General features: G+C 39.2%; 43 protein-coding genes. 41 read left to right on the top strand and 2 right to left on the bottom strand.

Annotated elements, in window-relative coordinates; genetic code table 11:
• The 39 genes from J2Z32_RS18535 to J2Z32_RS18345 form a co-directional block, all read left to right on the top strand.
• On the top strand, window positions 1-244 hold a 244-nt coding region (locus J2Z32_RS18535), incomplete at its 5' end, for a hypothetical protein (protein ID WP_210090689.1).
• Between the two features lie 15 nt (window positions 245-259).
• Entirely contained in the window at window positions 260-496 is a 237-nt protein-coding gene (locus tag J2Z32_RS18530; RefSeq protein ID WP_210090688.1) for a hypothetical protein, read from the top strand.
• A gap of 28 nt (window positions 497-524) precedes the next feature.
• Window positions 525-725, top strand: a complete 201-nt coding sequence (locus tag J2Z32_RS18525; protein WP_210090687.1) for a hypothetical protein — start codon at window positions 525-527, stop codon at window positions 723-725.
• Window positions 726-760: 35 nt separating this feature from the next.
• Window positions 761-1,138 carry a hypothetical protein gene (locus tag J2Z32_RS18520; RefSeq protein ID WP_210090686.1) on the top strand — a complete coding sequence of 126 codons (378 nt, stop codon included), beginning with the start codon at window positions 761-763 and terminating at the stop codon, window positions 1,136-1,138.
• A 27-nt stretch (window positions 1,139-1,165) separates the two neighbouring features.
• Window positions 1,166-1,621, top strand: a complete 456-nt coding sequence (locus J2Z32_RS18515; RefSeq protein ID WP_210090685.1) for an XF1762 family protein — start codon at window positions 1,166-1,168, stop codon at window positions 1,619-1,621.
• Between the two features lie 28 nt (window positions 1,622-1,649).
• Window positions 1,650-1,817, top strand: coding sequence for a hypothetical protein (locus tag J2Z32_RS18510; RefSeq protein WP_210090684.1), 168 nt, complete (start codon window positions 1,650-1,652; stop codon window positions 1,815-1,817).
• 132 nt (window positions 1,818-1,949) lie between these two features.
• Window positions 1,950-2,153, top strand: a complete 204-nt coding sequence (locus tag J2Z32_RS18505; protein ID WP_210090683.1) for a hypothetical protein — start codon at window positions 1,950-1,952, stop codon at window positions 2,151-2,153.
• Between the two features lie 9 nt (window positions 2,154-2,162).
• Complete coding sequence (locus J2Z32_RS18500; protein ID WP_210090682.1) at window positions 2,163-2,396, top strand: hypothetical protein; 234 nt, start codon at window positions 2,163-2,165, stop codon at window positions 2,394-2,396.
• Between the two features lie 3 nt (window positions 2,397-2,399).
• A complete protein-coding gene (locus J2Z32_RS18495) occupies window positions 2,400-2,540 on the top strand; it encodes a hypothetical protein (RefSeq protein WP_210090681.1) in 141 nt (46 codons plus the stop codon).
• A 92-nt stretch (window positions 2,541-2,632) separates the two neighbouring features.
• Window positions 2,633-3,049: an ArpU family phage packaging/lysis transcriptional regulator gene (locus tag J2Z32_RS18490; RefSeq protein WP_245251596.1), complete on the top strand. Its 417-nt coding sequence runs from the start codon at window positions 2,633-2,635 to the stop codon at window positions 3,047-3,049.
• 435 nt (window positions 3,050-3,484) lie between these two features.
• Window positions 3,485-4,000 (top strand): hypothetical protein, encoded by a 516-nt coding sequence (locus J2Z32_RS18485; RefSeq protein WP_210090679.1) that lies wholly within the window; start codon window positions 3,485-3,487, stop codon window positions 3,998-4,000.
• Window positions 4,001-4,064: 64 nt separating this feature from the next.
• The gene (locus J2Z32_RS18480) at window positions 4,065-4,319 is read left to right on the top strand and encodes a hypothetical protein (protein ID WP_210090678.1); all 255 of its coding nucleotides are present in this window, start codon (window positions 4,065-4,067) and stop codon (window positions 4,317-4,319) included.
• The gene (locus tag J2Z32_RS18475; protein WP_210090677.1) at window positions 4,312-4,695 is read left to right on the top strand and encodes a hypothetical protein; all 384 of its coding nucleotides are present in this window, start codon (window positions 4,312-4,314) and stop codon (window positions 4,693-4,695) included. Before J2Z32_RS18480 ends, J2Z32_RS18475 begins: the two co-directional genes overlap by 8 nt.
• A gap of 425 nt (window positions 4,696-5,120) precedes the next feature.
• Window positions 5,121-5,393, top strand: coding sequence for a hypothetical protein (locus J2Z32_RS18470; protein WP_210090676.1), 273 nt, complete (start codon window positions 5,121-5,123; stop codon window positions 5,391-5,393).
• The gene (locus J2Z32_RS18465) at window positions 5,386-5,625 is read left to right on the top strand and encodes a hypothetical protein (protein WP_210090675.1); all 240 of its coding nucleotides are present in this window, start codon (window positions 5,386-5,388) and stop codon (window positions 5,623-5,625) included. Before J2Z32_RS18470 ends, J2Z32_RS18465 begins: the two co-directional genes overlap by 8 nt.
• Before the next feature lie 2 nt (window positions 5,626-5,627).
• On the top strand, window positions 5,628-5,936 hold the full coding sequence (locus J2Z32_RS18460) for an HNH endonuclease (protein ID WP_210090674.1): 309 nt from the start codon (window positions 5,628-5,630) through the stop codon (window positions 5,934-5,936).
• A 216-nt stretch (window positions 5,937-6,152) separates the two neighbouring features.
• Window positions 6,153-6,470 (top strand): P27 family phage terminase small subunit, encoded by a 318-nt coding sequence (locus tag J2Z32_RS18455; protein ID WP_210090673.1) that lies wholly within the window; start codon window positions 6,153-6,155, stop codon window positions 6,468-6,470.
• Complete coding sequence (locus J2Z32_RS18450) at window positions 6,442-8,178, top strand: terminase large subunit (protein WP_210090672.1); 1,737 nt, start codon at window positions 6,442-6,444, stop codon at window positions 8,176-8,178. The genes J2Z32_RS18455 and J2Z32_RS18450 overlap by 29 nt, the downstream gene beginning before the upstream one ends.
• A 20-nt stretch (window positions 8,179-8,198) precedes the next feature.
• Window positions 8,199-9,410 carry a phage portal protein gene (locus J2Z32_RS18445; RefSeq protein WP_425343018.1) on the top strand — a complete coding sequence of 404 codons (1,212 nt, stop codon included), beginning with the start codon at window positions 8,199-8,201 and terminating at the stop codon, window positions 9,408-9,410.
• Window positions 9,411-9,413: 3 nt separating this feature from the next.
• Window positions 9,414-10,181, top strand: a complete 768-nt coding sequence (locus J2Z32_RS18440) for a head maturation protease, ClpP-related (protein WP_210090670.1) — start codon at window positions 9,414-9,416, stop codon at window positions 10,179-10,181.
• The gene (locus J2Z32_RS18435) at window positions 10,174-11,319 is read left to right on the top strand and encodes a phage major capsid protein (RefSeq protein ID WP_210090669.1); all 1,146 of its coding nucleotides are present in this window, start codon (window positions 10,174-10,176) and stop codon (window positions 11,317-11,319) included. The genes J2Z32_RS18440 and J2Z32_RS18435 overlap by 8 nt, the downstream gene beginning before the upstream one ends.
• A gap of 53 nt (window positions 11,320-11,372) precedes the next feature.
• A complete protein-coding gene (locus J2Z32_RS18430) occupies window positions 11,373-11,597 on the top strand; it encodes a hypothetical protein (RefSeq protein ID WP_210090668.1) in 225 nt (74 codons plus the stop codon).
• 11 nt (window positions 11,598-11,608) lie between these two features.
• Window positions 11,609-11,872 (top strand): head-tail connector protein, encoded by a 264-nt coding sequence (locus J2Z32_RS18425; protein ID WP_210090667.1) that lies wholly within the window; start codon window positions 11,609-11,611, stop codon window positions 11,870-11,872.
• A 5-nt stretch (window positions 11,873-11,877) separates the two neighbouring features.
• Window positions 11,878-12,126, top strand: a complete 249-nt coding sequence (locus tag J2Z32_RS18420; protein WP_210090666.1) for a hypothetical protein — start codon at window positions 11,878-11,880, stop codon at window positions 12,124-12,126.
• The gene (locus J2Z32_RS18415) at window positions 12,068-12,442 is read left to right on the top strand and encodes a phage head closure protein (protein ID WP_210090665.1); all 375 of its coding nucleotides are present in this window, start codon (window positions 12,068-12,070) and stop codon (window positions 12,440-12,442) included. Before J2Z32_RS18420 ends, J2Z32_RS18415 begins: the two co-directional genes overlap by 59 nt.
• On the top strand, window positions 12,439-12,831 hold the full coding sequence (locus J2Z32_RS18410; RefSeq protein ID WP_210090664.1) for an HK97-gp10 family putative phage morphogenesis protein: 393 nt from the start codon (window positions 12,439-12,441) through the stop codon (window positions 12,829-12,831). Before J2Z32_RS18415 ends, J2Z32_RS18410 begins: the two co-directional genes overlap by 4 nt.
• A gap of 4 nt (window positions 12,832-12,835) precedes the next feature.
• Complete coding sequence (gene gp17, locus J2Z32_RS18405) at window positions 12,836-13,204, top strand: tail completion protein gp17 (RefSeq protein WP_210090663.1); 369 nt, start codon at window positions 12,836-12,838, stop codon at window positions 13,202-13,204.
• 58 nt (window positions 13,205-13,262) lie between these two features.
• Complete coding sequence (locus tag J2Z32_RS18400; protein WP_210090662.1) at window positions 13,263-13,832, top strand: major tail protein; 570 nt, start codon at window positions 13,263-13,265, stop codon at window positions 13,830-13,832.
• An 86-nt stretch (window positions 13,833-13,918) separates the two neighbouring features.
• Window positions 13,919-14,113 (top strand): hypothetical protein, encoded by a 195-nt coding sequence (locus J2Z32_RS18395; RefSeq protein ID WP_210090661.1) that lies wholly within the window; start codon window positions 13,919-13,921, stop codon window positions 14,111-14,113.
• A gap of 49 nt (window positions 14,114-14,162) precedes the next feature.
• On the top strand, window positions 14,163-14,465 hold the full coding sequence (gpG, locus tag J2Z32_RS18390) for a phage tail assembly chaperone G (RefSeq protein ID WP_210090660.1): 303 nt from the start codon (window positions 14,163-14,165) through the stop codon (window positions 14,463-14,465).
• Between the two features lie 200 nt (window positions 14,466-14,665).
• On the top strand, window positions 14,666-19,582 hold the full coding sequence (locus J2Z32_RS18385; protein WP_210090659.1) for a phage tail tape measure protein: 4,917 nt from the start codon (window positions 14,666-14,668) through the stop codon (window positions 19,580-19,582).
• The gene (locus J2Z32_RS18380; protein ID WP_210090658.1) at window positions 19,579-20,388 is read left to right on the top strand and encodes a distal tail protein Dit; all 810 of its coding nucleotides are present in this window, start codon (window positions 19,579-19,581) and stop codon (window positions 20,386-20,388) included. The genes J2Z32_RS18385 and J2Z32_RS18380 overlap by 4 nt, the downstream gene beginning before the upstream one ends.
• A 14-nt stretch (window positions 20,389-20,402) precedes the next feature.
• Window positions 20,403-21,149: a hypothetical protein gene (locus J2Z32_RS18375; RefSeq protein WP_210090657.1), complete on the top strand. Its 747-nt coding sequence runs from the start codon at window positions 20,403-20,405 to the stop codon at window positions 21,147-21,149.
• Entirely contained in the window at window positions 21,150-21,911 is a 762-nt protein-coding gene (locus J2Z32_RS18370) for a hypothetical protein (RefSeq protein ID WP_210090656.1), read from the top strand.
• Between the two features lie 12 nt (window positions 21,912-21,923).
• Window positions 21,924-22,367: a hypothetical protein gene (locus J2Z32_RS18365; protein WP_210090655.1), complete on the top strand. Its 444-nt coding sequence runs from the start codon at window positions 21,924-21,926 to the stop codon at window positions 22,365-22,367.
• Window positions 22,354-22,500 (top strand): XkdX family protein, encoded by a 147-nt coding sequence (locus J2Z32_RS18360; RefSeq protein WP_245251595.1) that lies wholly within the window; start codon window positions 22,354-22,356, stop codon window positions 22,498-22,500. Before J2Z32_RS18365 ends, J2Z32_RS18360 begins: the two co-directional genes overlap by 14 nt.
• A gap of 57 nt (window positions 22,501-22,557) precedes the next feature.
• Window positions 22,558-24,066 (top strand): phage tail protein, encoded by a 1,509-nt coding sequence (locus J2Z32_RS18355; RefSeq protein WP_210090653.1) that lies wholly within the window; start codon window positions 22,558-22,560, stop codon window positions 24,064-24,066.
• A 48-nt stretch (window positions 24,067-24,114) separates the two neighbouring features.
• Complete coding sequence (locus tag J2Z32_RS18350; protein ID WP_210090652.1) at window positions 24,115-24,663, top strand: stalk domain-containing protein; 549 nt, start codon at window positions 24,115-24,117, stop codon at window positions 24,661-24,663.
• A 65-nt stretch (window positions 24,664-24,728) separates the two neighbouring features.
• Entirely contained in the window at window positions 24,729-25,058 is a 330-nt protein-coding gene (locus J2Z32_RS18345; protein WP_210090651.1) for a hypothetical protein, read from the top strand.
• On the opposite strand, the gene J2Z32_RS18340 is transcribed toward J2Z32_RS18345, so the two are convergent.
• A complete protein-coding gene (locus J2Z32_RS18340; RefSeq protein ID WP_210090650.1) occupies window positions 25,042-25,392 on the bottom strand; it encodes a hypothetical protein in 351 nt (116 codons plus the stop codon). The genes J2Z32_RS18345 and J2Z32_RS18340 overlap by 17 nt on opposite strands.
• Window positions 25,393-25,475: 83 nt before the next feature.
• Between J2Z32_RS18340 and J2Z32_RS18335 the strand changes: the two genes are divergently transcribed.
• Together J2Z32_RS18335 and J2Z32_RS18330 are read left to right on the top strand one after the other, a co-directional pair.
• A complete protein-coding gene (locus J2Z32_RS18335) occupies window positions 25,476-25,688 on the top strand; it encodes a hypothetical protein (protein ID WP_210090649.1) in 213 nt (70 codons plus the stop codon).
• Window positions 25,689-25,743: 55 nt separating this feature from the next.
• Complete coding sequence (locus J2Z32_RS18330; protein ID WP_210090648.1) at window positions 25,744-26,457, top strand: hypothetical protein; 714 nt, start codon at window positions 25,744-25,746, stop codon at window positions 26,455-26,457.
• 91 nt (window positions 26,458-26,548) lie between these two features.
• Here J2Z32_RS18330 and J2Z32_RS22595 read toward each other — a convergent pair whose 3' ends face one another.
• A complete protein-coding gene (locus J2Z32_RS22595) occupies window positions 26,549-26,674 on the bottom strand; it encodes a hypothetical protein (protein ID WP_280921161.1) in 126 nt (41 codons plus the stop codon).
• Window positions 26,675-26,865 lie beyond the last annotated feature (191 nt).

The following is a 26,865-nucleotide window of genomic DNA, read 5'->3' as shown; positions in this document are numbered from 1 at the left end:
TGGTCGGGATGTTGAAAAGTATAAGAATGATATTTTTTACTCTTACACAGCCAACTTAGCTAATTCCAGAGAAGCCCAAGCAAAGGCTATAGCGGATAACGACGAATTGTATGTAAGTAATGCAATGAAAGTAATGGGTCTAATAGATCATTATACAAGTGATTGCGGAATCGACTCTTGGGCTGTATCTAGGTTACTACAAGCGTCCTCACGTCAAATATCAGAAGCAGCGTATATACGCTGATGGAGGTACAACAGAATGAATGAACAAATGTTTGTGGCAAAAAGCATCGAAGATTTAATCAATATGAGTGTCAAAGAAGTAGAAGAACTTGTGAATAACGATTGCTATACAGGTCAGAATCTAATTGACCTTCATGCAGAAGTGCGTAGGTTACACGCCATATTGAATATTCCTGTTAATAGTGTTGCATCAAAAGAAAATATATTAAAAGGCATTGAGGAACGAGTCCAGATGTTAAGAGAGTTGGACTAACCCATAACATTACAGGAGGTACAGAGCAATGGAAGATGATCAAGTGGTTGACTATGAACAATGTCCTGTTTGTGGAAATAAACAATTAAAAATACATGAACAAGTGGCACATCAGCAAATTAGGTCGGCTAAAACTGGAAAGATACTAAAAAAATTAGAAAATGAAGATTTAGAATGTTGGAATTACCTATGTAATTGCGGTTGGGTAGGAGAATTAATTGTTCCATAACCCCTATAAGGGATAACAAGAAAGGATTGATGTAAATGAGCGAACCAAAAGTGAGACTATCGTTGTTACAGGACGATGTGCAATTAAGCTATATGGATGGCGGTATATATACGGCGCTTGAATTAAAAGAATCATTGGAAGATGAAAGGAATCGTAACGATCTGAGCAACAAAGAATGGTACTTGTGTTCAAAAAAAGAATGGAATCCAGACCCAAAATACATGATGGAATTGTACGTAGAACATGAAGAACACAACGTTCCTATGTATGAGGGGTGGTACGAAAGAGCAATGGAATGCTTAACGGAAGAACACTATAACCAAATACAAGCTATTTTAGATGATGCCTTTAAGAGTGAATCAGTTTCTAAATATTACGCACTAGATGATACAAAGGTAATTATTGATATTTGATAAGGGATAACAAGGAGGGGAAGCAAATTGAAATATGATCTTGTGCCACTGGAACTATCAGAAGCCCAAGCCTTTGTTAATAAGCATCACAGACACAATGTAGCACCGCATAGAGATAAGTTTAGGATAGGTCTAGCATGTGATGATGAGTTGATAGGCGTTGCAATGGTAGGTAGACCAGTAGCAAGACATAACGATGACGGCATGACACTAGAGGTAGTTAGATTATGTGTCTTAGATGGCTATAAGGACGCTTGCTCCAAATTATACGCTGCAGCTTGGCGAGCCGCTAAAAATATTGGTTATCACAGGTTAATAACTTACACACTTAAAAGCGAGTCAGGCACAAGCCTAAAGGCGGCAGGGTGGAAAGTTATTGGTGAGACGCAAGCACGTCCTAAAGGATGGGATACACCTAGTCGGCGTAGAAAAATGGCTGAGCGGTATCCTACAGAGCAAAAAACCATTCGGGAGATTGATTAAGGGATAACAAATAAAAGGAGATATACCCATGGCTAGTGGATCACTAGTAGGAGATTGCCCTTACTGCGGTAGAGTGATATTTGAAGATGAATGGACGCTAGACAAATATGGTGAACTTGCACATGTAATGTGTGATTACAAAGCAATGCTCATGAGGGCAAGAGACGAGAGATTAGCAAAGGAGAGAGAGGTATAAAACCTCTTTCCCATAGGAGGGGATAAACAGTGACTAAAGAAGAGTTGGAAGAATTGAAGAAAGAATATGCAGGAACATATTTAGTGCCAGCACTTATCCGAGAAATAGAAAGGTTGAAAAGGAAGTGCGGTGATGAATGAAACAGTAAAAGCAAAGTCATATTGGGTATGGACAGAAAAGGCAGAACAACTTAATCCTAACCATTCAAGGGCAGGGGAAGCTATTTGGTATCACCACAAGACGGAAGCACCTAAAGCATGGTTAGACGAGGGATTAATAATAGACTCGAGTAAGTTTGTGAAGGAAGGTCAGACAGATATATTTGATTTCTTGTGAGGTGGTAAGATGCACCAACAAGCCGTAGAAACGTTTATTGATAAGGACGGTATCAAAGTCACCAGAACCCATCTAAAGAGACGTATAAACCAGTTTTACACAGATGTAGACGGTGACACAGTATATGCCTTATATGAGGATATAGACGGAGATATCCACTATAGATACATCAACTTTGATACGGACAAATACAAGATTAGTGCAGGACGATTCGAGAGCGAGTTTACGAGATTGGAGGAATAGCGGATGCAATGGGCATTAGAACATCCATGGTTAGCTTTTATACTTGGTGTGATGCTTGCATTGATATTGAGTGATGCGGTAACCAACTATTTTAGATATAAATTTGCTAAGTTAGCTCAAAAAGATGTAGATAAACACAAATAAATGGTCAAAATAAACGACTTTATATTCAAAATAATGAAAATAAGTGCAAATGAGGTGAATAAATGAAAAAAGATGCCTACCAATTATCACTCATGGAAATTGACCGCAAAGAAACATGGGAACGTACAGAGCAGGAGTTAGCAAGAGCCAACACTTATAAAAGAGTGGGGTTTGTAAGAAAGGAAATAAAGAACACACCTAACTATGAACCTAGAGAACATCAAGGAACCAACGCTATAAGCAAGCCAGCGGAAGATATAGCTGTCTGGAACGTAGACAACGAACAAAGGTTGCGTCAATCCTATGATCGTGTAATGAGGGCTATAAGCGGTTTAAAGAAGGTAGAGAGACAGATTATAGAGCTTTACTACCTTGGCAACGAAGAGTTAACAGACTACAACGTTTACAATGAACTGCACATATCAGAGCGTAGTTACTACAGACGTAAATCAAGAGCAATCTATCAACTAGCTTTTGCCATGAGACTAGAGGTTTACAAAGAAGATTAAAAAAAGTGGCAGTAATTTGGCAGGATATTGGCAGGTTGTTTGCAAATAAATGAGATACAATAGTATTGTGATAAATATATAGGACACCACAGAGGTAAAGATACCTCATTAACTGACCTAAAGAGTCCATATACATTGTGGTGCAAAGCTCCTGTATATATCTGATGTAGGGTAAAAACAGGTGAATAGCCATAAAAACGTTGTTATCCTACATCTTAAATTAGTTATCCACAACCTTTTATATAGCCATCCTTAGGGGTGGCATTTTTAATTAGTATAACTTACTTAATCATATAGACACTCCACTCTTGCATGGTACATCAACCTCCTTTATCGTGACTGTAGCGATTAAAGAGTGGATCACAGGGGCATACCGCAGCCTAAGTAATGCGGTGTACATAACTAGTATGATATTATCTTAGTGAGGTGATATAAATGGACGAATTTCACAAAGGCAAGAAAGTTGTCAGTAAGTTTTACTGGATAGGAATTCCGACGGAAACTAGCTTGTTTCCTGAGTATCAACCGCCTAAATGGTTTACTGATGCAATAAAAGATGGTCTTGTTGGACTAGGTGTAAATTGGTGTGATATTAAAACGTCAGAGGGTTGGGAACAACTATTTTTAGGAGACTACTTATTAAAACTAGATGATGGAAGTATATACCCTAAAGAACCAGAGTTATTCAGGGTAATAAATTCTGCGAGTGATTATCAAGACAGAAGCCCATTAATTAACAAGTCTCACCGATATGTAAGTGAAGATTTAATGATTGATAATAAAAATGAAATAGAAAAATGGCTAGAAAGCGGACAAAAAAGAGTAAATGAGTTCTATAAACAAAAATTGAAAGAAGATCCTGATTGGAAACCTAAATTCACACAAACTAGTACAGAAGTAGCAAATACACAAGGTGGATTAACCTATTCAACAAAACTTATTATTGAATAATCAACACTGGTCGCCATTAGGCGGCTTTTTTGTACATAAGAGACTATATAAAAGGGGTGATAATATGCAGATATTAATCAAAGAAATTGCATTAGACCAAGGTACTATTTACTGTGATGGAGCTACATTTTCTTCGGTTGTGCATGGAGTTAAGATTGAATGTGTAATACAGGGTAGAACTACACATGCTGAATTTAAAATGAATATTAGAACTGATCGGGTTATAAAAAGTAATGGCATTCCTGATTATGAATCTACTGTGAGACGAGAATTGAAACAGATTCTTAGTGCATTAGAGGATGGTGCTAACAGTGAGTAACGATATCGTTGATTTTGGGGAGTTTACTAGTGATGTTTACAGCGGAAATCTAACAGTTAACAAGGCTAGGGAATGCTTGAACAAACAGGCACTAATGATTAAAAATGATAAACAGTATAGCTATATTCTTGTTATTGCAAAGGATTGGAGACAAGCTGCGTTCCTGTGGGGATATGTAAGAGATAAGTATCCAAAAGATGCTAGAGTTAGGTTTGTGAGTAGGAATGAATACATGTTAGATGGTCTATGTGCTTGGAGGATGGCTATTGTTTTCCTTGGAGAGTATGAAACTAATCTAATGGCTAGTCATCCTCGAATTAAGGGATTTATAAACCTTGGTGCAGATGTATTTTATGAAGAGGTGGATAAATGCTAAAGGAATTTAGATGTAGCAAATGCAATAAGCTTCTTGGTAAAATAGAGGGCAGAGCAGAAATTGTATGTACGAGATGCAAGGTAATGAATGAGTTCAATGTACCAACTGAGATAACAAACATGCTGGATACGGATGAAGTTGATGAACAACTCTACACATTTTATAGGAGCAACGGCTTAGAGGTAATTAAGAAGAATGTTGGAGATGCATCTACTTGTTGGGAATGCAACCAACTTCACAATGACAGTGGGAGACAACGTTGCTCAATGTATGACAATGCAATCATTGAAGATACATCAGATAAACATTGCTTAGACAGTGTTAGATGAACCAGAGACCCTAGAGGCCCAGTGTTCAGCACGCCAATTAAACGGCTGCTGAGTGCTGGGCTTTTTTTGTTGCCTAAAAATAGAGGAGGGATTGAGTTGGAACTAAGAAAGCGAATATGGATGTTCTTCCATGGCTATAGACGATTAACAAATAGAGTTATCTATAAGTATATGGCACAAGCAGAGTATCCACACTTTAAAGGTTTTGAGGGAATTAAAAGTACTTTTAAATATTATCGAAGATTCGGAGATGTGATCGTGCCTTACAGTGAGACATACCTCAGTCAAAAAACTCTAGGCGAAATTAAGATGTACCACTATCACTGGATTGATATCGCTCAAAAAGAAAGGTTGATGAGCAATGGTTAACGACGAGGATTCTACTGCCAGAGAAACGGTAGATGTAAACGAACCTGCTCCATTGATCATCGATGAGTTAAGTGAGTGGACAAGAGAACGATATGAGATCAAACCTATCATCATAAGTAGATCAGAAGCAGTGAAGCTTGTGGTTAATGATAAGGAGTGCTCAGCTGCTAGCATCATTGCACTTGCGGTTGAACAGTTGAGAGTTCATCCAAGTGCATTCAATCGAACTTGATTATGAAAAAGGTCAAACCATTTTACAAATCAAAAGAGTGGCGCAAGTGCAGAGAAATGATTTTGATAAGAGATCATTATCTTTGTCAATCTTGTTTGAAAAAAGGAATCATTAAATCAGCCAACACAGTCCATCACATTAAACAGCTTGAAGATTACCCAGAGCTTGCATTAGAGCCTACAAATCTAGAGAGTATCTGTCCTGCTTGCCACAACCATGAACATCCAGAGAAAGGCAGGAGAGAGAAAGAACCACAGAAGAAGCGTAGTGCTGTAGTGATAGTGAGTAAAGCCAACCCAGAGAGGTGGTGACAGAGATAGTAGATAGAAGGAATAAAGGTCATACGTAATGAGACGAACGCAAATATAGTTTTAAGGCGTTTTGGTGCTGGGATGTGTTGTTTGTCTGACTAAATGAAAATATAGCCCCCCTGCCCCGAATTTTGCCGTTTTTGAAGGTTCGGGACCGGTGTGGGTCCTTCGTTTTCCACGCGGATAACTTTTTCATGAAAGGGGGGTAAGCCGAAAATGGCAGAACCAACAGAAAAGGCATTAAGAGATTACCTTGGTGATTCGTATCAATCATCTGACGATCAACTGATTAAGTTGTATGTAGAGACTCATGACTTCTATCGAAGGTTAAAAAAAGAGATTGACAAATCGGAGTTGATGTATGAATACACCAATAAGGCTGGGGCTACTAACTTAGTTAAAAACCCTTTGTCAATCGAATTAACAAAAACGGTCCAGACTTTGAATAATCTGTTGAAGTCGTTGGGACTAACGCCTGCTCAGCGTAAGAAGGTTGTGAGTGAGGATGACGGGGACGACTTCGACAATTTCTAAAACGACTGGAATTATACATGTACTGGCGAAGCCATCAAATGAATTGTTGGCTAACTGGTATGCTGAGCAGGTTGTAGAAGGTAATATAATCGCTTCAAATAAGGTTGTTTTAGCCTGTAAACGGCACTTGAATGACCTTAAACGAACAGATATAGAGAAGTTTCCGTATGTTTTCGATGAACAATTAGGTCATAGACCAATCCAGTTTATTGAGAAATATTGTAAGCCATCAAAGGGGAATTACAAACAACTCATTCTACAGCCTTGGCAACATTTTGTGTTAGGTAGTTTATTCGGCTGGGTTCATAAAGATACGAAGTTAAGGCGCTTTAAAGAGGGCCTTGTTTTTGTTGGTCGGAAGAACGGTAAAACAACCCTAATTTCTGGTGTTTCTCTCTATGGAGTGAGTAAAGACAATGAAAAAGGGGCAGACATACCGCTTTTAGCCAATTCTATGAAACAAGCGCGTTTGTTGTTTGATGAAGCTAAAGCAATGATCAAATCGTCGCCAGAATTGAAAAAACGATTCAGACCGCTAAGAGATGCAATTCATTTTGATAAGACGTTCTCAAAAATAGAACCACAAGCTTCAGACTCAGAGCGTTTAGATGGTTTGAATACTCATATTGGTGTGTTTGATGAAATTCATGAGGCTAAAGATTACAAACTTATCAATGTCATTAAAAACTCTAGAGGGTCAAGAGATCAGCCGTTATTAATCTACATTACAACAGCAGGTTATCAATTGGATGGTCCATTGATTACTTATTATGAACAAGGTTCTGATGTTCTTGAGGGAACCATCATTGATGAGAGAACATTCTATTACCTAGCTGAGTTGGATGATGAATCTGAATTTGAAAATCCTGAAATGTGGATTAAAGCTAACCCGAACTTAGGGGTTTCAATCAAACTAAGTGATATGATCGAGGATTGGGAGAAAGCCAAACGGATACCGTCAGAGCGTAATGATTTCATCACAAAACGATTCAACAGATTTGTTAATAATGCCGAAGAATCATTCCTTGATTTTGAAATATTGAAGAAAAACAATAAAGAACGCAATTACGATGAATTAGCTAACATTTCATGCATAGGTGGTTTTGATCTATCAGATTCCGAGGACTTCACAAGTGCTTGTTTGGAGTTCCCAATCGTTGAAACGGGTGAAGTTGTTGTTTTATCTCATTCATGGGTTCCTGCTAAAAAAGTTTTACTGGCAAATGAAAATGTAGATTACCACGAACTAGAGAGTGAAGGACTTTTGACTATCATTCCAGGAGAATACATCAAAAAAGAATATATCTATGATTGGTTCGTAGAAAAATCAAAGAAATTCATGATTGAGAAAATCACATATGACCAAAACAAGGCATTTGGATTAGTAGAGTGGTTGAATAATTATGGTTTCGTAACTGAGGTGGTTCGCCAAGGGCATACGACATTAGGTCCTGCTGTTGATGATGTCAAAGAGAGGTTTATTGATGGCAATGTGATTTTTAACAACAATCGTCTTTTCAGATGGTATGTCAATAACGTGAAGATGGTTGAAGATAGAAATAGAAATAAATTGCCTACAAAAATTGGTCGCTACCGTAAAATAGACGGTTTTGCGGCTTTTTTAAATGCTCATACTGAGGTCATGAAAAAGATGGTAGTCCAAACTGGTGAGGGGAACATTGAATTTATATCAATTAATGATCTCTAAACATGGAAGGGGGTGGAATTTTGAAATGGTATCAACGTGTTTCAGGAGCAGTTAAAGCGGCTGTAGCAGGTTGGAAGGGTGCTGGATTCGATATGTCAGCATGGGCAGGTAGAACTTTCTGGGGAATTGATAACAGCAAACTTGCAACGAATGAAACGATATTTAGTGTTATCACTCGTTTAGCTAATACGATGTCTGCTTTACCTCTAAAGCTCTACAAAGATTACGAGGTTGTTACAGATCATCAAGCAGCAGATGTGCTTATTAATAACCCTAACCCCAATATGGGAGGGTACGAATTAATTAACAAGCTTGAAGTATCCAGAAATGAGAAAGGTAATGGATATGCTGTAATTGGTCGTAATCTTCTTGCTCAACCTGTGTCTATCACACCAATAGACCCTGATTTAGTTACACCAAAGATCAATTTAGATGATGGAACTTTATGGTACGAGGTTAATGCACTTAAAGGGACGTATTACTTCCATAACATGGACATGATTCACGTTAAACACATTACAGGTGCGCCAAGGTGGAAGGGCATAAGTCCTTTGAAGGTACTCAGGAATACGTTAGAGTATGACAAGGCTGTCCAAGAGTTTAGTTTATCTGAAATGAAGAAAAAGGACAGTTTCATCCTTGAATATGGGGCTAATGTTGATAAAGATAAAAGACAAAAAATCATTGATGATTTTAAGCGATTTTACAATGAAAACGGCGGTATTTTATTCAAAGAACCTGGCGTTGATTTGAAGGAAATTGAACGTAAATATTTTGCGTCTGACACGTTGGCATCCGAGCGGATTACTCGCTCTAGGGTAGCCAACGTTTTTAATGTTCCTGTAAGTTTTCTGAATGACAGCGAGGGACAAAGTTATTCATCGAATGAACAACTGATGATTCAGTTTGTACAAATGAAACTTACGCCAGATGCACGTCAGTATGAGAATGAATTTAACCGAAAGTTATTGACACAACAAGAACGCCGTAATGGGCATTATTTCAAGCTAAATATGGGCGGGTTATTACGCGGGGATATGGCGGCACGCACAGCTTACTATCAAATGATGTTACGTAGCGGAGGGCTTAAGCCAGATGAGGTTCGCAGGTTAGAAGATCATCCTCCAGAGGGTGGTATGGCTAATAAGCTCTGGATCAGTGGTGATTTGTATCCAGTTGACATGGACCCAACACTTCGCAAATCCTCAAAATCCGAGAGAGGGGGTGAATGAAACGTGAAAAAAGGGCAGGAACAAAAATATTGGAATTTTAAGGCGTCCACTAAGGAAGGTGAGGGTGACCTTTATATCTATGGAGATATTGTCTCATGGCAGTGGGATGATGATGATACTAGTGCAAATAGTTTTAAGCGTGATCTTGATGCTTTAGGAGACATTACAACATTACGCCTATATATAAACTCCCCAGGGGGTTCGGTCTTCGAGGGAGTGACTATTTATAACATCCTTAAAAGACATAAGGCAAGAGTTATTGTCCATGTTGATGGATTAGCAGCTTCCATTGCATCTGTCATTGCAATGGCTGGTGATGAAATCCATATTCCACGTAATGCCATGATGATGATCCATAATCCTTGGACACTCACATGGGGCAACGCTGTTGAATTACGTAAGGCTGCTGATGATCTTGACCGTATTGGTGGAAGCATGAAACAAACCTATCTGGATCGTGCTGGTGACAAGTTGGATGAACCAAAGCTAACTGAGTTGCTAGATGCTGAAACGTGGCTTTCTGCTCAAGAGTGTTATGATTATGGGCTTTGTGATTTTGTTGGTGATGCAAACCAAGCCGCTGCATGTGTGAGTGATGAGTTGTTTGCTAAGTATCACAACGTACCAAGTAACCTTGTTTCAAAAAAATCAAATGTTTCAAATGATTCAAAAAATAAGGGAAATCAAGAATATTTAGAGCGCATTCGACAATCAACTGCACTTGAAATACAAAATATTAATTCATTTATCGGGGGTATTTTAAATGGCTAAAACTTTATTTGATGTAAAAAATGATTTGGTTACTATTGGGCAGGCTTTAGCGTCTGCAAAGCAAGAAAAGTTGACAAAGGCATCTGATCCTAATGCTAGTACGGATGAGATTACAGCCTTAGAAACGAAAGAACGAGGTTTACAAGCTCGTTTCGATATTTTGAAGAATGAGCATGATGCAATGGAAGCTGACCAAAAGGCATCTTTAGAAGGAAATAAAAACCTTGTTACCGCAGAGCCGAAAGCAAGAACAAACATTGCAAAGGCAAGCTTAATTAGAGCTACTGTACGAGGGGAGTCTATTGGTTCTGAGGTTAAGGCTGCTTTAGGTGACAATAACGGCACTGGTGGAGATAAAATCCTGCCTAGCACAATGACAACGGAATTACTGCATGAACCGTTTGTTAAAAACCCTATTAGAGAAGTTTCAACAGTGACAAGTGTAACAAATCTCGAAATTCCGAAAGTTGGTTTTACACTTGATGATGATGATTTTATTGCTGATACCGAAACGGCCAAAGAATTAGAAGTTGAGGGTGGTGTAGTTAACTTTGAACGTCATAAATTCAAAGTGTTTGCGCCAGTGTCAGAGACAATCTTAGAAGCAACCGACACAAATTTAGTACAAACAGTCGAAGGCGCTCTTCGTTCTGGGCTAGCTGCAAAAGAGAAAAAAGTTGCATTTGCAACAGCGCCAAAAACTGGTGAAGAACATATGTCATTTTATGCAACAACGGGTAGTCCAGCAGTATCTGTAATTAAAGAATTAACGGCTGCTACGCTTTATGGAGCAATCAAATTAGCTATTGCTGACCTGCATGAAGATTTTCGTGAAAATGCGACAATTGTTATGCGGTACGCTGACTACATGGACATTATTGAAACGTTGGCAAATGGAAGTGCAACATTATACCAAGCACAACCAGAACAAATTCTTGGTAAGCCTGTAGTATTTTCAGATTCAGCTATCTATCCTGTTATTGGTGATTTCCGTTATTCGCACTTTAACTATGATCCGAAAGTACTCTATGATCGTGACAAGAATGTTCGTACAGGAGTTTGGGATTTTGTATTGACAGCATGGTTGGACCACCAAATTAAACTTAAATCCGCATTCCGTCTTGCAAAAAAGTCATAACTCCTTCACTTGCTACTTTAAACCCAACAGGTCAAGAGGGAGAGCATGAAGGTGTGAACCACACTGAATTTGAGTTGTTGGACGGTGACGGAGAACGTATATCCCTCGCAACAGGTAATGTAATATATATCAAGAAAAATGGCGTAAACCTTGCGCCAAACAATGATGAAACATTATGGTTTAGTGATAGCAATCTAGCAGGAGAGTATCTGTTTGAGGTGCTGACGGTAGGCGGAAAGTTATACACCGCTACACTAGACTGGATACCAACTCCATAGGAGGGTGAATAATGCCTGTAAGTATGGAGCTTTTAAAATCGCATTTAAGAGTTGATGGAAGTGAGGATGATGAGTACCTCGCTTTTTTGATGTCTTCAGCAATGGAATACCTCTTAGAGGCGGGTGTTCCAGATGAGAAAAAGGAGACTGCCAAGTATCAACTGGCGGTCATCCTTCTCGTTGCTCTGAATTATGAAAACCGCAATCCAGGGATTGAGATAGATACGTTAAACGTGTCACTCCAATCTTTAATATTGCACCTGAAAGAGTGGTGATATATATGGCTAAATATCCTGTTTTAAAGAAGTTTCGTGATAAAGAAACACGAAATGTTTATGAAGTAGGCTCTGCTTATGAGACGGATAATAAGGAAAGGGCCAAAAAACTTCAAGCTGGTGAGTGGGTTGGTAAGGAACTTAAACCTTCTAAGCCCAAAAATAAGCCTGATCAAGTAGAGGAAGGTGATCTGCTTGGCAACGAAGCTGACCAATCCGAAAAAGTACAATCGGAGGATAGTGATTCAGAGTAAACAGACAACAACGGATGACGAGGGTATTTCAACAACAGAGTGGAAAGAGTGGATGCCTTTATGGGCTTCTCGCAAACCTCTTACTACCAGATGGAGAGAAGTATTTAAAGCCGATGGCCTGAATGTCGATAAGATGGTCCAACTCGAAATTAGATACAGGACAGGTATTACACCAGATATGCGGATCATTCATGGCAAAAAGCTTGTAGATGAGGTTGAAGTTGACCGTATTTACGATATTAAAGCCGTATTAGATGACATTAAAGGTGATGGTACTGAAACTGTGATCATGGCTTTGGAGCGTGATAACGGATGACAGGTATGGAGATTACAGGTATTGATACCATGCTTGCGGACATTCGTAACAGGTTTCAAGGTGGCGCTAATAAGGTTGAGAGGGTTGCTTTGAGGGCTGCTGGAGAAGTTATTGCCCAAGAGGAAAAATCTATCGTGGCTGTGTCGGATCGAGATGGGGTTACACATATCAGGGATGATATTTATGTGACTAGAGTTTCCAGAAAAGATGGCATGAAATATGTCCTTGTAAAGAACTCCAAAAGAACAAGTTGGAGAACCCACTTTGAAGAGTTTGGGACATCTAAACAGTCGGCTAGACCATTTAAAGAACCAGCTTTCCAAGCTCGAAAGGGTGCGGCGTTGCAAATAATAGCTAACACGTTCAGAGAGGGGCTAAAAAGGGGTTGATAGGATGATTACAGACGCTAAAAACAAGGTCAGAGCATCATTGTTAAGTAATACCAACTTAGTCTCTATACTAGGCGGTCAGCGTGTCTATCAACTAGTTGCACCTAAAGCTGATGAGTTTCCTAGGATTACCTTTTTTGAGGTGGATAATAGAGACTCAGATTTTGCAGATGATGTGGCTTATGCATCAAGTGTCACTATGCAAATTGATATTTGGTCCAAGGGCAGTACCTCTGCTATCGCTTGTCAAGTTGACCGAACGATGAAGGAACAGGACTGGGGAAGGACATTGTCATTAGATCAGTATGAGAAAGATACTCAGGTCTATCATAAAGTTCTCAGGTATCGAACGAAAATGTTAGAAAACGAATAAAGCAATTATTTAGCGCCTATGAAGGTGCTTTTTTATTTTAACTTAGGAGAGTGACGAAATGGCAGGTAAAAAAGAGATTCCCGTTGGTTTAGACCAACTCTATTATGCAGTCATGACAGACGAAATTACAGAAACATATAGTACACCTAAACGGATTTTTGGTGCGATCCAAGCCACTATTACACCATCTATTAACTCAGCAACCTTATATGCAGATGATATTGCCTATGACACTAATAGCGCTATGGGTGATATTGCAGTAGCCTTAAACGTGGCTGAAATCCCTACAGAAGATCAAGCAACATTGTTAGGTCATGCAATTGATGATAACGGCGGTTTGGATCAGAAGTCTACTGACCAAGGTCCGTATGTGGCCATTGGATACCGTAGACGACTTGCGAACGGTAAGTACCGTTATACATGGTTGTTTAAAGGTCGGTTTACGTTAGGGGCAGAAGAATCAAACACAAAAACGGATACACCTGCATATCAAACACCTACCCTCAATGCAACCTTTATCTCACGTTCATCGGATAGCAGATGGAAGTATACAGTTAACGATGGCGACACAGGTGTCACACCAGAATTCTTGGCTACATTCTTTAGTGAGGTATACATCCCAAATTAACACCTCCACTTGAAGCAAATTGGAGTCCAACAGGTCAAGAGGGTGAACACAACGGAGTTAATCACGTTGAGTATGAACTGAAGGATTTGAGTGGAGTTAGAATTTCCCTCGCAGCAAGCAATTTGATTTATATCACAAAGAACGGGGCTCCTTTAACGCCAAATGCCGATGAGACATTATGGTTTAAAGAAACAAATCTTGCTGGCAGTTATGAATTTATTGTTATGACAAAAGCAAAAGTAAAATATCGTGCTGTCCTTGAATGGATACCAACACCTTAAAATAGAGGGCTTCTGCCCTCTTTAATTATATCTAAGCGGAGGAATAACCATGGAAATTACATTAAAGATCAATGGAGAAGACAAAACTTTTACCCAATCATTCATTCCTGCAAGAATATTTAGAAAAACTATCGTAATTCAAAAAAAATTGCAAGGTGAGATTGACGAAACTGTTCTAGATGCATTGATTGATTACATCGTTACCCTATTCGGTAAACAATTTAGCGTAGACGAGCTTTATGATGGCTTAGATGCTCGCCGTCTTTTAGATGCAGCAATCAAATGTGTTAATGAAGTTGTTTTTGGCTCATCCGATGCAGTAGGGGCGGAGGAAGTTGACCCAAACGCATAAAAGAGGACTATGATCCTCTGGATTTTATTAATGACTTATATATAAATCTATTAAAACAAGGATGGTCACTCGGTCAAATTGACGAGATGGACATCTTTTTTTATTTCCGTTTATTACGACATGTCAACAGAAAAGAACAGATTGAAAGAGAAAGCATCCTTGATCATATGGGACTGTGACGGGCAGGGGGTGAGATTTAATTGTCTGAAAATATAGAGGTCGCGGGACTGGTCACACGAATAGCAATTGATGATACGGGGCTAGAAAAGACACTATCGGGATTAGATAGGCAAATGAAGCTTGTCAAGTCTGAGTTTGATAAGGGGTCTAGCATATTAAAAGCTTATGGTAATGATACTGAGAGCTTAAAGCTCAAATCAGATGCGTTGTCTAAGCAAATGGAAGTCCAAAATGCTAGAGTTAGCACTTATCAAGCTGCTTTACAAAAGTCTAAAGATAATATGACTCAAAATAGCCAAGCAGCCGAAGCCTTAAAGCAACGTATCGCAGAGACACAAGCAGCATATGAAGCAAGCGCCAAGGCTACAGGTAAAGAATCTGAGGAATCTCAGAAACTTAAAACGGAGTTAAGCAATTTAAATCAAGAGTATCAAAAGACCGCTAAGTCTGTAGAGAGCAATTCCAGATCTGTAGATGATAACACCATCAAAGCAAATAAAGCCCAAACAGAGTACAACAGGCTTGCTTCTCAGTTAAATAGCACTAATGCTGAAATTGCAAAGCAAGAATCGGGATGGCAGAAGCTATCACAGACATTAGACGGAGCTAGTAAAAAGTTAAAGTCCGTTGGTGATGCCATGTCAACCGCAGGACAAACGCTCACCATGACCGTCACCGCCCCATTAGCCGCCGCTGGTGGATTGGCTACAAAGGCTGCTATTGACTATGAGACTGCCTTTGCAGGAATCAGAAAAACAGTAGACGCGACAGAAGCACAATTTTCCCAATTATCTACTGGTATAAGAAACATGGCTAAAGAAATACCAGTAGCCGCTACCGAAATCGCTCGTGTCGGTGAAGCGGCGGGGCAGTTGGGTATCAAAACTGAAAACATCTTAGGATTTAGTAGGACAATGGTTGACTTAGGCGTTGCAACAAATATGAGTAGTGACCAAGCCGCTACAGCTTTAGCTAGATTAGCTAACATTACTCAAATGCCACAGAATCAATTTGATAAGTTAGGAGCTACAATTGTTGCTCTCGGTAACAACCTAGCCACAACGGAATCTGAGATCGTTGAAATGGGGCTTCGCATAGCTGGTGCGGGTAATATAGTCGGATTGAGTGAAGCGCAAATTTTATCATTAGGTGGGGCGCTTTCAAGTGTCGGCATAGAAGCCGAAGCTGGCGGGACTGCAATTTCAAAGTTAATGATTAACCTTGCATCTGCTGTAAATGGTGGAGGTAAGGAATTAGAACGGTTTGCCGCTGTTGCTGGAATGACATCAGCACAATTTACAGCAGCATTTAAAGATAATGCAGCCGAAGCCATAGTCACGTTTATTGAGGGACTAGGAAAAATCAATGATGCTGGCGGGAATACATTCGGTGTCATTGATGCGCTAGGGTTATCTGAAATCAGATTGCGTGACGCATTGCTTCGTTCGGCTGGTGCTGGTGATGTTATGCGAGATTCCTTAGAGCTTGGCAATCAAGCTTGGGAAGAGAATGTGGCATTAACAAACGAAGCAGAGCAACGTTATCAAACAACCGCTTCACAATTACAAATATTTAAAAATCGATTAACGGATATCGGCATCACATTGGGTGATGCTTTAATCCCTGCTCTACTTAAATTACTAGATAGCTTACAGCCGTTAATTGATCAATTAGCAGCAGGAGCAACTTGGTTTTCAAAGCTTGACGATTCAACACGCAATACGATTGTTACTATTGCTGGCGTTACAGCGGCAATTGGTCCTACTTTACTCGTGTTCGGCAAGCTGTCTACATCAATAGGCAATATGATTGGTTTATTTTCAAAATTTAGCGGAGCAACCGCCGCCGCTTCTATTGCATCAAAAACCGCAGCGGCATCCACCGCCGCATTATCGGGTGCAGCAGTAACATCAGTTGGAGGGTTAACGGGAGCAGCCAAAGCCGCTAACGTGCTTCAATTTGCGGTTAAAGGTTTACTTGGTCCCGTTGGCGTTGCTATAACGGCGTTGTCAGCGCTTGCCGCTGTCTTTGCATATGTACGCAATCAAATGCAACCAGCAATCCCAACAGTGCAACAGTTTGGCGCTCAATCGGAGAGCGCTATGAATAAAGCTTCGGGCAGTTTTGAGAGATTTAGAGCTAGTACGGGAAAATCCCTTGGAGAGACTACAAAAACAGTCGATAAAAACGCTAAAGCAATTGGCGACAGTATCGTCAATAGCGTGGATAAAGGTACGAAAAAAGCGGCGGGAGCAGCTAAAAAGAATCTAGACAAGATGACCGATGATCTTAAAGATCAGGTCGATAAAATGAAAGAGATTGTCAGCAAAGGGACAGATACACTTAATAAGCTTGGTGATGCTATTGTCACCGCGCTGAAAAAGCAATATGAAGAACAGGAAAAAGCTCAGACCGCTGCAATCGATAAAAAAATCGAAGCAGAGAAAAAGGTGTCCGAATCGGTCACAAAAAACCTAGATAAAGAGCTTGAAAATCGAACCAAAGCTTTAGACAAGCAAAACGATGCAGAAAAGAAAGCTTCTGATGCTCGTTTAAAGATTTACGATCAAGAATACAACCAAAAACTAAAGCTAATAGACGAGGATTTATATAACCAAGTCAAAGGCTTGCAAGATCAGATTGACGGTATTGACGCTCAAACCGACGCGGAGGAAAAGGCAGCTAAAGAGCAAGAGCATCAAGCAAAGGTTGCGGAGTTAAACAAACAACTTCTAGCCGCAGAGACAGCCGAGGAAAGAGCAAAAATCCAAGCTGATTTAAGTAAGGTTTTAGCCGATTATGATCGGGCGCAATTACTAGAGCAACGCAAAGCACAAAAAGACGGTCTAAAATCTCAGATTGATGCCGCTAAAGAAGTGGCTGCCAAGAAAAAAGAACAGTTAAAAATTGAATTAGATAATGATAAAGAACGAGAAAAGGAACGCCTTACTATTTATCAAGAGGGATTATCTAATCAAAAAACTGCTCTCAAAGACCACTACACCGACCTGAAAGAAAAAGAGAAGGAACGCACTGAATCTGTACAAACGGAGCTTACAAAGCAAAAGGAATCTGTCAAAGAACATTTTGACGAGTTGACCAAGACAGAAAATTTGCAAGCGGAAGCTCGTAAGATGATCATCGGAAAACAAAACGATGACATCATAAAATTACTAAAAACCTATAATCCTAAATGGCAAGATGCAGGACAATCCTTCGCAGACGCTTTTAAAAATGGGCTTAACTCTGAAATGAAAAGCATGAGTGATGCGGTCAAGGAAGCTGTTAATATTGCGCCTATCATTGATGATCAAGTTAGGTCATTAACGGCATTGGAAGATAAATTAAAAGCCATTCAATCCAAAACCAGTAGTGCAGGCGGTGGCGGAGGTGGGGGCGGTGGCATTGCTGGCATCGGGGCGGGTTTCGATGCTGCTTCGCTCTCTGCTGATAATTTCACCGATTCCGTTGTTAATGGCGTTGTTCCCGCAATGGACAACCTTGGGGATTCGGCAGAAGGCGTGGAAAACGAGGTTGTTAATGCCTTCCTTGGACTCAGAAACAAAGCTATGACTGAGTTGTACACGCTACAATGGTCTGGACGTGCTGTAACCCAAGAGACAGCCGCTAGTATAGCTGATACTTTCTTTGCTATGGGTGATCAAGTAACTGCCGAAATGACAAAAGATCATGAAGAGCAGTTATCCCAAATGCAGATATTTCTTGCTAACTCGAAAGAGTTAACGGAAGCAGAAAAAGAGGAAGCTCTACAACGTTTGAAAGATGCTCAAGCATTACAAGCGCAGGAGGTTGAAGCTGGTCAAAAGAGAGTAGCGGAAATCATGTCTACTGCTCTAGATGAAAAACGTGGAATTACAGAAAAAGAATATACGGAAATCATGTCTATTCAGGAGCGCTTAACAACGGATGCTGTTAGGGTTATGACTAACAACGTAGATGAGCAAAAGGCATTGTATGAACGCCTAAAACGTGAAGCATCTGACCTATCAGCACAACAAGCAGCTACTGTTGTACAAAACAGTATTAAACAACGAGATGAGACAGTAAAAACAGCAGAAAATCAATATCAAACCGTTGTTGCTCAGATCGTTAAGCAACGTGACGAAATGGGGACAATTTCAGCAGAGCAAGCAGAAAAGCTTATAAATGAAGCTAAAAGACAACGAGACGAAACCGTCAAACGTGCGGAAGAAATGCACAGTCAAGTTGTAGGGGAAGCCAAGAAACAAGCTGAAGCGCATGTTAACCAAGTAAATTGGGAAACGGGAGAAATACTCTCAAAGTGGGATGCGTATTGGAAAAGTGTAGGAAAGGTCTGGACTGGAATCTATAAAGATGCAGAAAAAACCTTCGGGGACATGTGGTCATCCGTAACAACCACAACAACAAAAATTAAAGATGATGTGTTAGGCATTTGGGATGAGGTAGTTAACTTTTTCAAAGGCATAGACCTAAGTGAGATTGGTAGTAACATCATGGGTGGTTTAGCTAGTGGAATGACGAAATCTACAGATAATCTAAAAAATGTTGCTCGTCAAGCGGCTAAAGGAATATCAAAAGAAATGCGTAGTGAGCTTCAAACTAGATCGCCATCTCGTGTAACAATGAAAATTGGTAAAGATGTTGGAGAAGGTTTGGTTGTTGGTCTAAAAAGCAAGCTCTCAGGAATCGAAGCCCAATCTCGTAAAATGGCAAGTGCCGCCGTTCCAGCCATGGAATCATTAGAGTTTAGTCCAAGCGGTGCTATATCCTCTTCCGCAACTTTAGATAAAACAACATCAGACACATACAACTTTGATGGCATGTTTAGGGATGCTACGTTTGTTGTGCGTAGTGATGATGATATCCGTAGATTAGGACAGGGGCTTGGTAGTTATATAATCAACAATGCTCGTGGGCTAGGGGGTGCAAAATGAATGCAGACGTAGTTTTAACTCTAGGTGGTAAAACGCCTAGAGAGTTAGGCATGAGGGTGCTAAGAGAGTCGCAACGCCCTATTGCACCTTCTACAGTCGATAACCTAGTGACTGTCCCATACATGCATGGAGCATATGATTTTGGGGCTTATCTTGCACCAAGACAACTAACATTAGAGTGTGCTTTAGTTGCTAAAAACTCAATAGAGTTGCAACAACTTATATCTGCCCTAGCTAGGTTTTTAATTGGCGCAGATGGTAGACCTAAGACAATGCCTATCATATTCAGGAGTCAGCCCGACAGATGGTATATGGCTAGGTATTCAGGGGATTTACAGATAACGCGGGTAGTTGGTTTAGGGACGTTTACTTTACCATTTACAGCCTATGACCCCTTCGCTTATAGCACCTACGAATCAATTGATATTAACGTGGATAATGAAAATATCAATGTAGACAGTGATATATCTGTTGATACTGCTTACACATTTGATATTTCAGGTCCTGATCAACTGAGTGTGACTAATAATGGTAATCAAAATGTGGAGCCTGTGATTCAGATTACAGGTTCTTTTAATTCACTTTCTATCACGCTTGGGGACGTTACATTTACTTATAACGCTCCAATTAGCGGAACTTTGGTTATAGATTTTAAACGTAAAACAGCAATGTTGGACAACGTAAATGTCCTTCATAACACGAACGCTAAGTTCGGTGAATTACCCACAGGTGTATCAAATGTAGATATCGCAGGGACTGGACTTAATATATCTATGTCTATTATTTTCAGAAATAAATTTATATAAGGAGGTGGTTTTGTTTGGCAACTATTGAACAGATATTAGGACAGGATAACGGAAATATGCCAGATTCCCTTAGGCAGATGTATCCAAAGGTCAATCGCAACTTCAACCGTTTGAATACTGAGCTTACGGATCATAAAGCTGATACATCCGTTCACCTTACTCCAACTAAGGACGCTAAGCTAGCAGGAATCGAAGAGGGGGCACAAGTAAACCAAAACGCAGTATCAAAGATTAACGATGTAGAAGCATCAACACCAACAGATCAGTTTTTTATTGTTGGTGGTTTAGGCATTACGGTTTCTACTAACCCAACAACTAAACAAATCACAGTAACAGCCACAGGGGAAACTGCGCCTGCTCCACATGGTGAGACCCACAATATCGGTGGAGCTGATGAAATACCAGACTTAGAAGAAGCCTTAACAAAAGCTAATCTAGCAGAAGCATTAGTTAGTGAACTACAAACAGACCTCACAGGCCATATTGGCGAAACAATAGTAGATGGCGCTCATGGTCTTGATGGCACAATCGCAAAGTTTAAATCAGGGTCTGGGACGTTTATAGACAACGATACATCACAAACATTTACAGATGCTTTTTGTACACCAACTAGCTTGGTGACAGTGGCCATTACATCAGCAACTAAACCGCAAGGCGTATGGACAGTTGAATCGAACAACGGCTCATTTACAATCACAAGCACTAAGGATGAGACTGACGATATTACCTTTGATTATTATATCCAAAAGGCGGTGATATAAGTGCGCGGTATAGTAAAAGGTGGTTTAAATGATAGTGGCGGTGGAGGTCTGTGGGAACATGATTGGTCTGCATACAATACACAATATGACTGGAACACAAACAACAGCAAAACGGTTAGTGGAAAAAGTTGGGGCGAACTGCTTAATATATCAGGCGAGGGTTATTTAACGTTTTTAAGAGTGTCTGGATCTAGCTTTTTTTCTACTGGTGTGCCATCAGTTAGATTAACAGTGGATGGAAATGTGGTTATCTTTGATGGACTGCCAGAATCTACACACAATCGTACAGGGAATATAGTATATCAACCAATAGTGTTTAAATACTCACTGAAAGTAGAGGTTTATAATAACGACACATCAAGTAGACAGTATGCAAGTATATACACATGTCTTATAAAAAATAATAATCCCAACAACGGTGAACAAACATTGTTATCACAAAGCTATCGCAAGGTTGCAAGAAATGATACAAGTAGTAGTGCAATTACCGAAATTATAAACGTTACAGGATCTGGTTATCTAACTGGAATCGAAGTCTCAGCACACCTGTTATCGGGCAGTTCTGGTTTTACTCAAATGTCACTTATTGTTGATGGTAGTACTAAATATTTTAATATGATTACGCTTAATTTGTTTTCGTCAGATTATAGTCTCCATAGTTTTATAGGGCCCATCAGATTCAATAGTAGTCTTGTCGTCAGTCATCTTGCTAGTTCTTCGACATTAGTTGCTTCATCAAGAGTGTTCTATACGTTAGATTAGGAGGGATAGTTTTTGTATAAATTAGTTAGCGGACAACTATATAAAATAGAGAAAATTCCTACATCAACACAAAACGCAGTAATAACTACACCGTTATATCCAGTGGTTGGTTATGATTTAGAAGAACCAATTGAGTTTGATAGTTATCCAGAAAAAGAGGAACGTGAAGGAAAGGTAGCCGAATTGCACTATAAAGAAGGTCAACTCATTTGGGTATATACAAATGAACCAGAAAAGGAGTTAACCGAAACTGACGTTATCGGAATCCAGCACGTTAAATTACAATTAACTGTGTTGGAGATGAAAAAACAGTTAGAAACATTAATCGCAGATAGCGAAAAGAAAACAGCAGAGATTATTGAATTGACCACACAAAATCAAGTATTGGGATCATTGCTAAGTTCATTAAAGTTACAAGTTTTAGCAATGAAGGGAGGTAATGATGCCAGTGTTTAATACCCCATTAGATATGTACCAATATTTTTATGATCGTAAATGGATCACAGAAACTCAATTGAGGTCATGTGTTGCGCTTGGCGAAATTACCGCTTCTGAATTTCAAGTAATAACAGGAAAACCTTATAAATAACACACACAGCGCCTAAAGGCGTATTTTTTATGTCTTTTTCAGGAAGGAGGTTTTACCTTGATTACAATTCTTAATTCTTCTAAACGACCGTTAGCGGTGTTAGAGGAATATTTTGATGACTCGATCACTGAGCAAATAAACAGTTCATACACACTAACCTTTTCCACCTATCTTGATGATCTAAAAAGCCAATACATTCAGGTTGGCAATTTGGTTGAGGTAGAGGAACAGTTATTCAACATTATCCATCACCGCCGTACTCGCTCAGATAACGGTCAGGTAGTTTTAGTTGTGGAATGCGAACAGGTCAGCTACGACCTTCTATTCCGTAAATTCGAGAGCTTCATACATGCCAATACACCAAGCAACCTATTAAGCATGGCTTTAGATGGCACAGCCTTTACAGTCGGTACAGTTGAGCTTACCAACGTAGTCAGTGTCGATCTAAAGGAAGCTACCAATGCAAGAGCCGTTCTCATGGAGATTGCTAGGGTTGCGGAAGGGGAATTAAAGTTTGATAAATATAACGTTTCCCTACAGCGCAGGAGAGGGAAAGAGCATGGCGTACAATTCCGCTTGGGTAAAAACCTGAAAGGCATCATTAAGGACGTTAATGGACAGTCGGGTGAGGTTACAACGGCGTATGAAATAGATGTCGTGGAATTAAATACCTTGCCTGAATTTAAAGGAATTGAAGAGTTTGGCTTGGGAGATACAGTGACTATTATTGATGAGGAACTTGGCATAAATGAGCGTCAAAGAATCATTCAATATACCTACAGCCCAAGAATGAGAATAAACAGTAAGGTTGTCATAGCCAACTCCATAGAGGGCATACAGGACACTATCTATCGTATAGAGCAGACAACAGTCGCTAAAGATAAATACTATTACAATACTCGAATTGGTCCCGAAATTGGCTTTGAATCCATGAGGTGGGACAAGAAAGCGCGTTCCGTCATGAATGGTGATGAGATCAAAATACAAAAGGGCAACGGTGCTGGCAGTTGGACAAATGCTATCTATATGGATGCTAATGGGGATGCTAGATTCACAGGTATTGTAGAAGCTTCTCAGTTTAAGGGCGGCACTATTGAAATTGGATTCGGTAATCAAGTGTTTAAAGCTGGTTCTCAGGGCATTTGGTTAGGTAATTCGGAATTTGAGAATGCGCCATTCAGTGTAAGTATGCAAGGGAAAATGAAAGCTAGGGGAGCGGAGTTTAGCGGTGATATATCAGCATCTACAATTAATGGTGGTACTATCAACGGTACTAATATTAATGGGGCTAATATCAACGGTACGACAATTACTGGTGGTACGATTAATGGTAGCACTATAAGCACAAGAGTAGGAAATGGCAAAGGCATAGAACTCTTATCTGGTTATTCTGACATAAACATCTATTCAGGTGTGAGTGTTATAGAGTTGGCATTTGCTATACAAGACTTATTGGGTGACACGCAACTATATTTTAAACGCGATGGATATATAGGGGCTAACAGACAAATATTTATTGATGCGCCAGGTGGGGTTATTATTAACGGAGAACGAGTAGGTGGATGATAATTCCTGAAAATCATGTATAATTAATGCAAAAAGGGAGGAATTATCATGAAAAGAAAGACTCAAACTATTCTGACTTTGATTTTAGGAATCGCATTAGGCACAACAGGAACTGCTTTTGCAGCACCAGCAAAACAATTAGTACAAGCAACTTTTGATAAAATTAATTTTGTTGTTAATGGTGAATCTAAAACGTTAACAAACGATCCTTTAGTTTATAAAGGTGTGACTTATTTGCCGATGCGTACCATGTTAAATACGTTGGGCTACGAAGTTGGATATGATGCTAAAACAAAAACAATATCTGCAACCTCAATTGACGAAAAAAACCAAGAGGAAAAGGACAAGGAAGATATGAAGCTAACCGATCTTTTGCCAGTCGAATCAAGGATTAAAGATTTAAAGGAATCCATTAAAACATCTGAGGAGTTAATTGATAGAATAAAAGATGGAATTAAAGAGATTGAAGCTAACACCAACTATACCAAGGAACAAAAAGAGCAGATGGTGCAAAACTACAATCAACGTATTAAAGAACGAGAAGAGGTAATGGAACGTTATAAGAAAAAGCTTGTTGAGCTAGAATCTCAAAAATAAATCAAACCAAACTAAAGTCTCGCCAATGGTGGGGCTTTTTATTATGCCTAGAAAGGGTGAAGGTAATGGGGTTTATAGGTGGTACGATCAATGAAAAGGAATTAAAAAAGGACGAATTAAGCGCTATTGAATTGTTAGTACGTAGAGTCATTAGAGAAGAGTTAGCCGATCATGATGTTTTAAAAGAGCGAAATACAACTATCCCACAGGAAACATTAGACTGGATGGAAGAGGTAGGAATAACAGAGCTAGGACGTTCCTTTAGTTATCATTTACCGTCAACAGGAATGATATATTCAAAAGACTATTTGAAAAATACCCCGCTTGAACAAATCAAGGCAGGGCATGAAAGAACAGTAAAAAGTAAAATGGACAATCCTAGAGAAAAGGAATAATGCTTTTTATTTTGGCTAAATAGTCTAATAAACCATTCAAACCATCTTTAAAACGATTTTCCATATAGACAATGCCTTTATCGCTGAGTGAAACTTGCCACGCTATATCGTCAGCAAATACAGGTATATCTAATAACTTTGCTTTTCCTAATTCTCTACAAGCTGAATCGACATCAGATTCATTCCATTTAGGGGCAATGTTATTAAAAATATCTAGGGAACTGCCGAAAGCTATCGCTTCTTCCTTAGTAGCACCATCCTTTCTTGCTAAGGAGTATTTCTTATAGAGTAGACAAATTAGTGCATCAGATTCTTTAGTTATTTCAATATTCATGTAAGCACCTCCCTTCTAAAATCGGTAATTCGACATATTGGGAGGTTTTTCCTTGCAAACATATATTCGAGAGGAGTCTTCACATGGCCATAATTATCCCAAAACTAGCAATAGAAATTGAACCAACTGTTTCTGACGTGTGCGCTGTAATCACAGCAGTACAGAATTATTATCCAAATGAAGAGCTTAAGTACTTTGAAGCTATTCAAAAGGCTATACAAAACAGAATTGATGAAATTAATAGAGAGAAGGGTGAAATAGGGTGCTGTGAAAGTACAGAACACCAGCATATTTAGAAGGATATGAAAAAAATATGTCGAATGAAATAGCTTGAAGGGGATGAGTAACAAGATGGAAAATTTTATCGGTACAGCATTGTTCATACTTCCTGGCTTTATGATGTACTTTTGGATTCAGTCATTTGGTATAAATCCTGTAATAAAGCACACACCGATTGAGTTTACTACTGTATCAGCATTACTATGGATTCCAGTGTCTGTAGGTACACTTTTACTTCATAATGTTATGTATTATGTTTTTAAATGGACTGGTGAAATATATCAAGTCTGGAATATAGGCGAACTGTTAGAAGCAGCCCAAAACCCAGCGTTTTTACTATGGTTTCTTATGTTGAGCGCTTTAGTAAGTTATGCATTCAGTTCATTGTGGGCTTTATATGGGATGAGTAGATTTAGAGAAATAATTAATTATATCCGCAGAAAAAACAATCTAGCTGAATTTTCTGAAAACACGTCAGTATGGGATGAGTTATTCTTAAAGAACGAACCACAGATTGTTGCTATTGGGAAAATTGACAAACCCGAACACTATCTCATTGGTGAACTTGGAAAGGTATCTAGAACTTTCGAACCTGAAAGAATTAGTTTGAATCATGTGGATTATGTTACTCGTATCGTAACGAGAAGAAAAGTCCCAGTTGACAAGATTTTTGTGGATGTCAAATCAGGGACTTATGTAAAGATTTTTGATTCAGAGGAGTTTAAAAAAGCACAGAACTCAGTAGCTTATGCTACTTTTTTCCCCCAGAATTCTGATCGGGCTTAGTTATCATAGATGGCTTTTCGACTGAACTCTGTACATGTTTTGAATCTTTTGGTGGTTTGTTCTTGTTCTTATCCATTGCAAATCTCCTTAACTATTTTTTGGGTGGCTTAACTAACGACGGTTTATCAACTGAACGTTCTTCTCTTGAAGGTTCAATCATAGATGGCTTGTTTGTTGATTCAGTTGTACTGCTTAGTGTTGTTTTGTATGAAGACATTGATATGTTCTCCTTTCTTGAAAATTCACCTTCAAATCTCATAATTCGACAGTATAACTGAGTTTTCCTTTTTATCAAAACGCATCCATAAATTTTGGAACGTCAATATAGCTTGTGTTTTTTTGTTTATCAACAAGTGTAAAGTATTTAGCAATAATCACATATGAGAAACGCCTAAATGAGCGTGTTTT

The organism is Paenibacillus turicensis (genome assembly GCF_017873435.1).
Lineage (GTDB): Bacteria > Bacillota > Bacilli > Paenibacillales > Paenibacillaceae > Fontibacillus > Fontibacillus turicensis.
The sequence above is the reverse complement of the archived record's forward strand: the minus strand, read 5'-3'. Positions and strand labels throughout refer to the sequence as shown.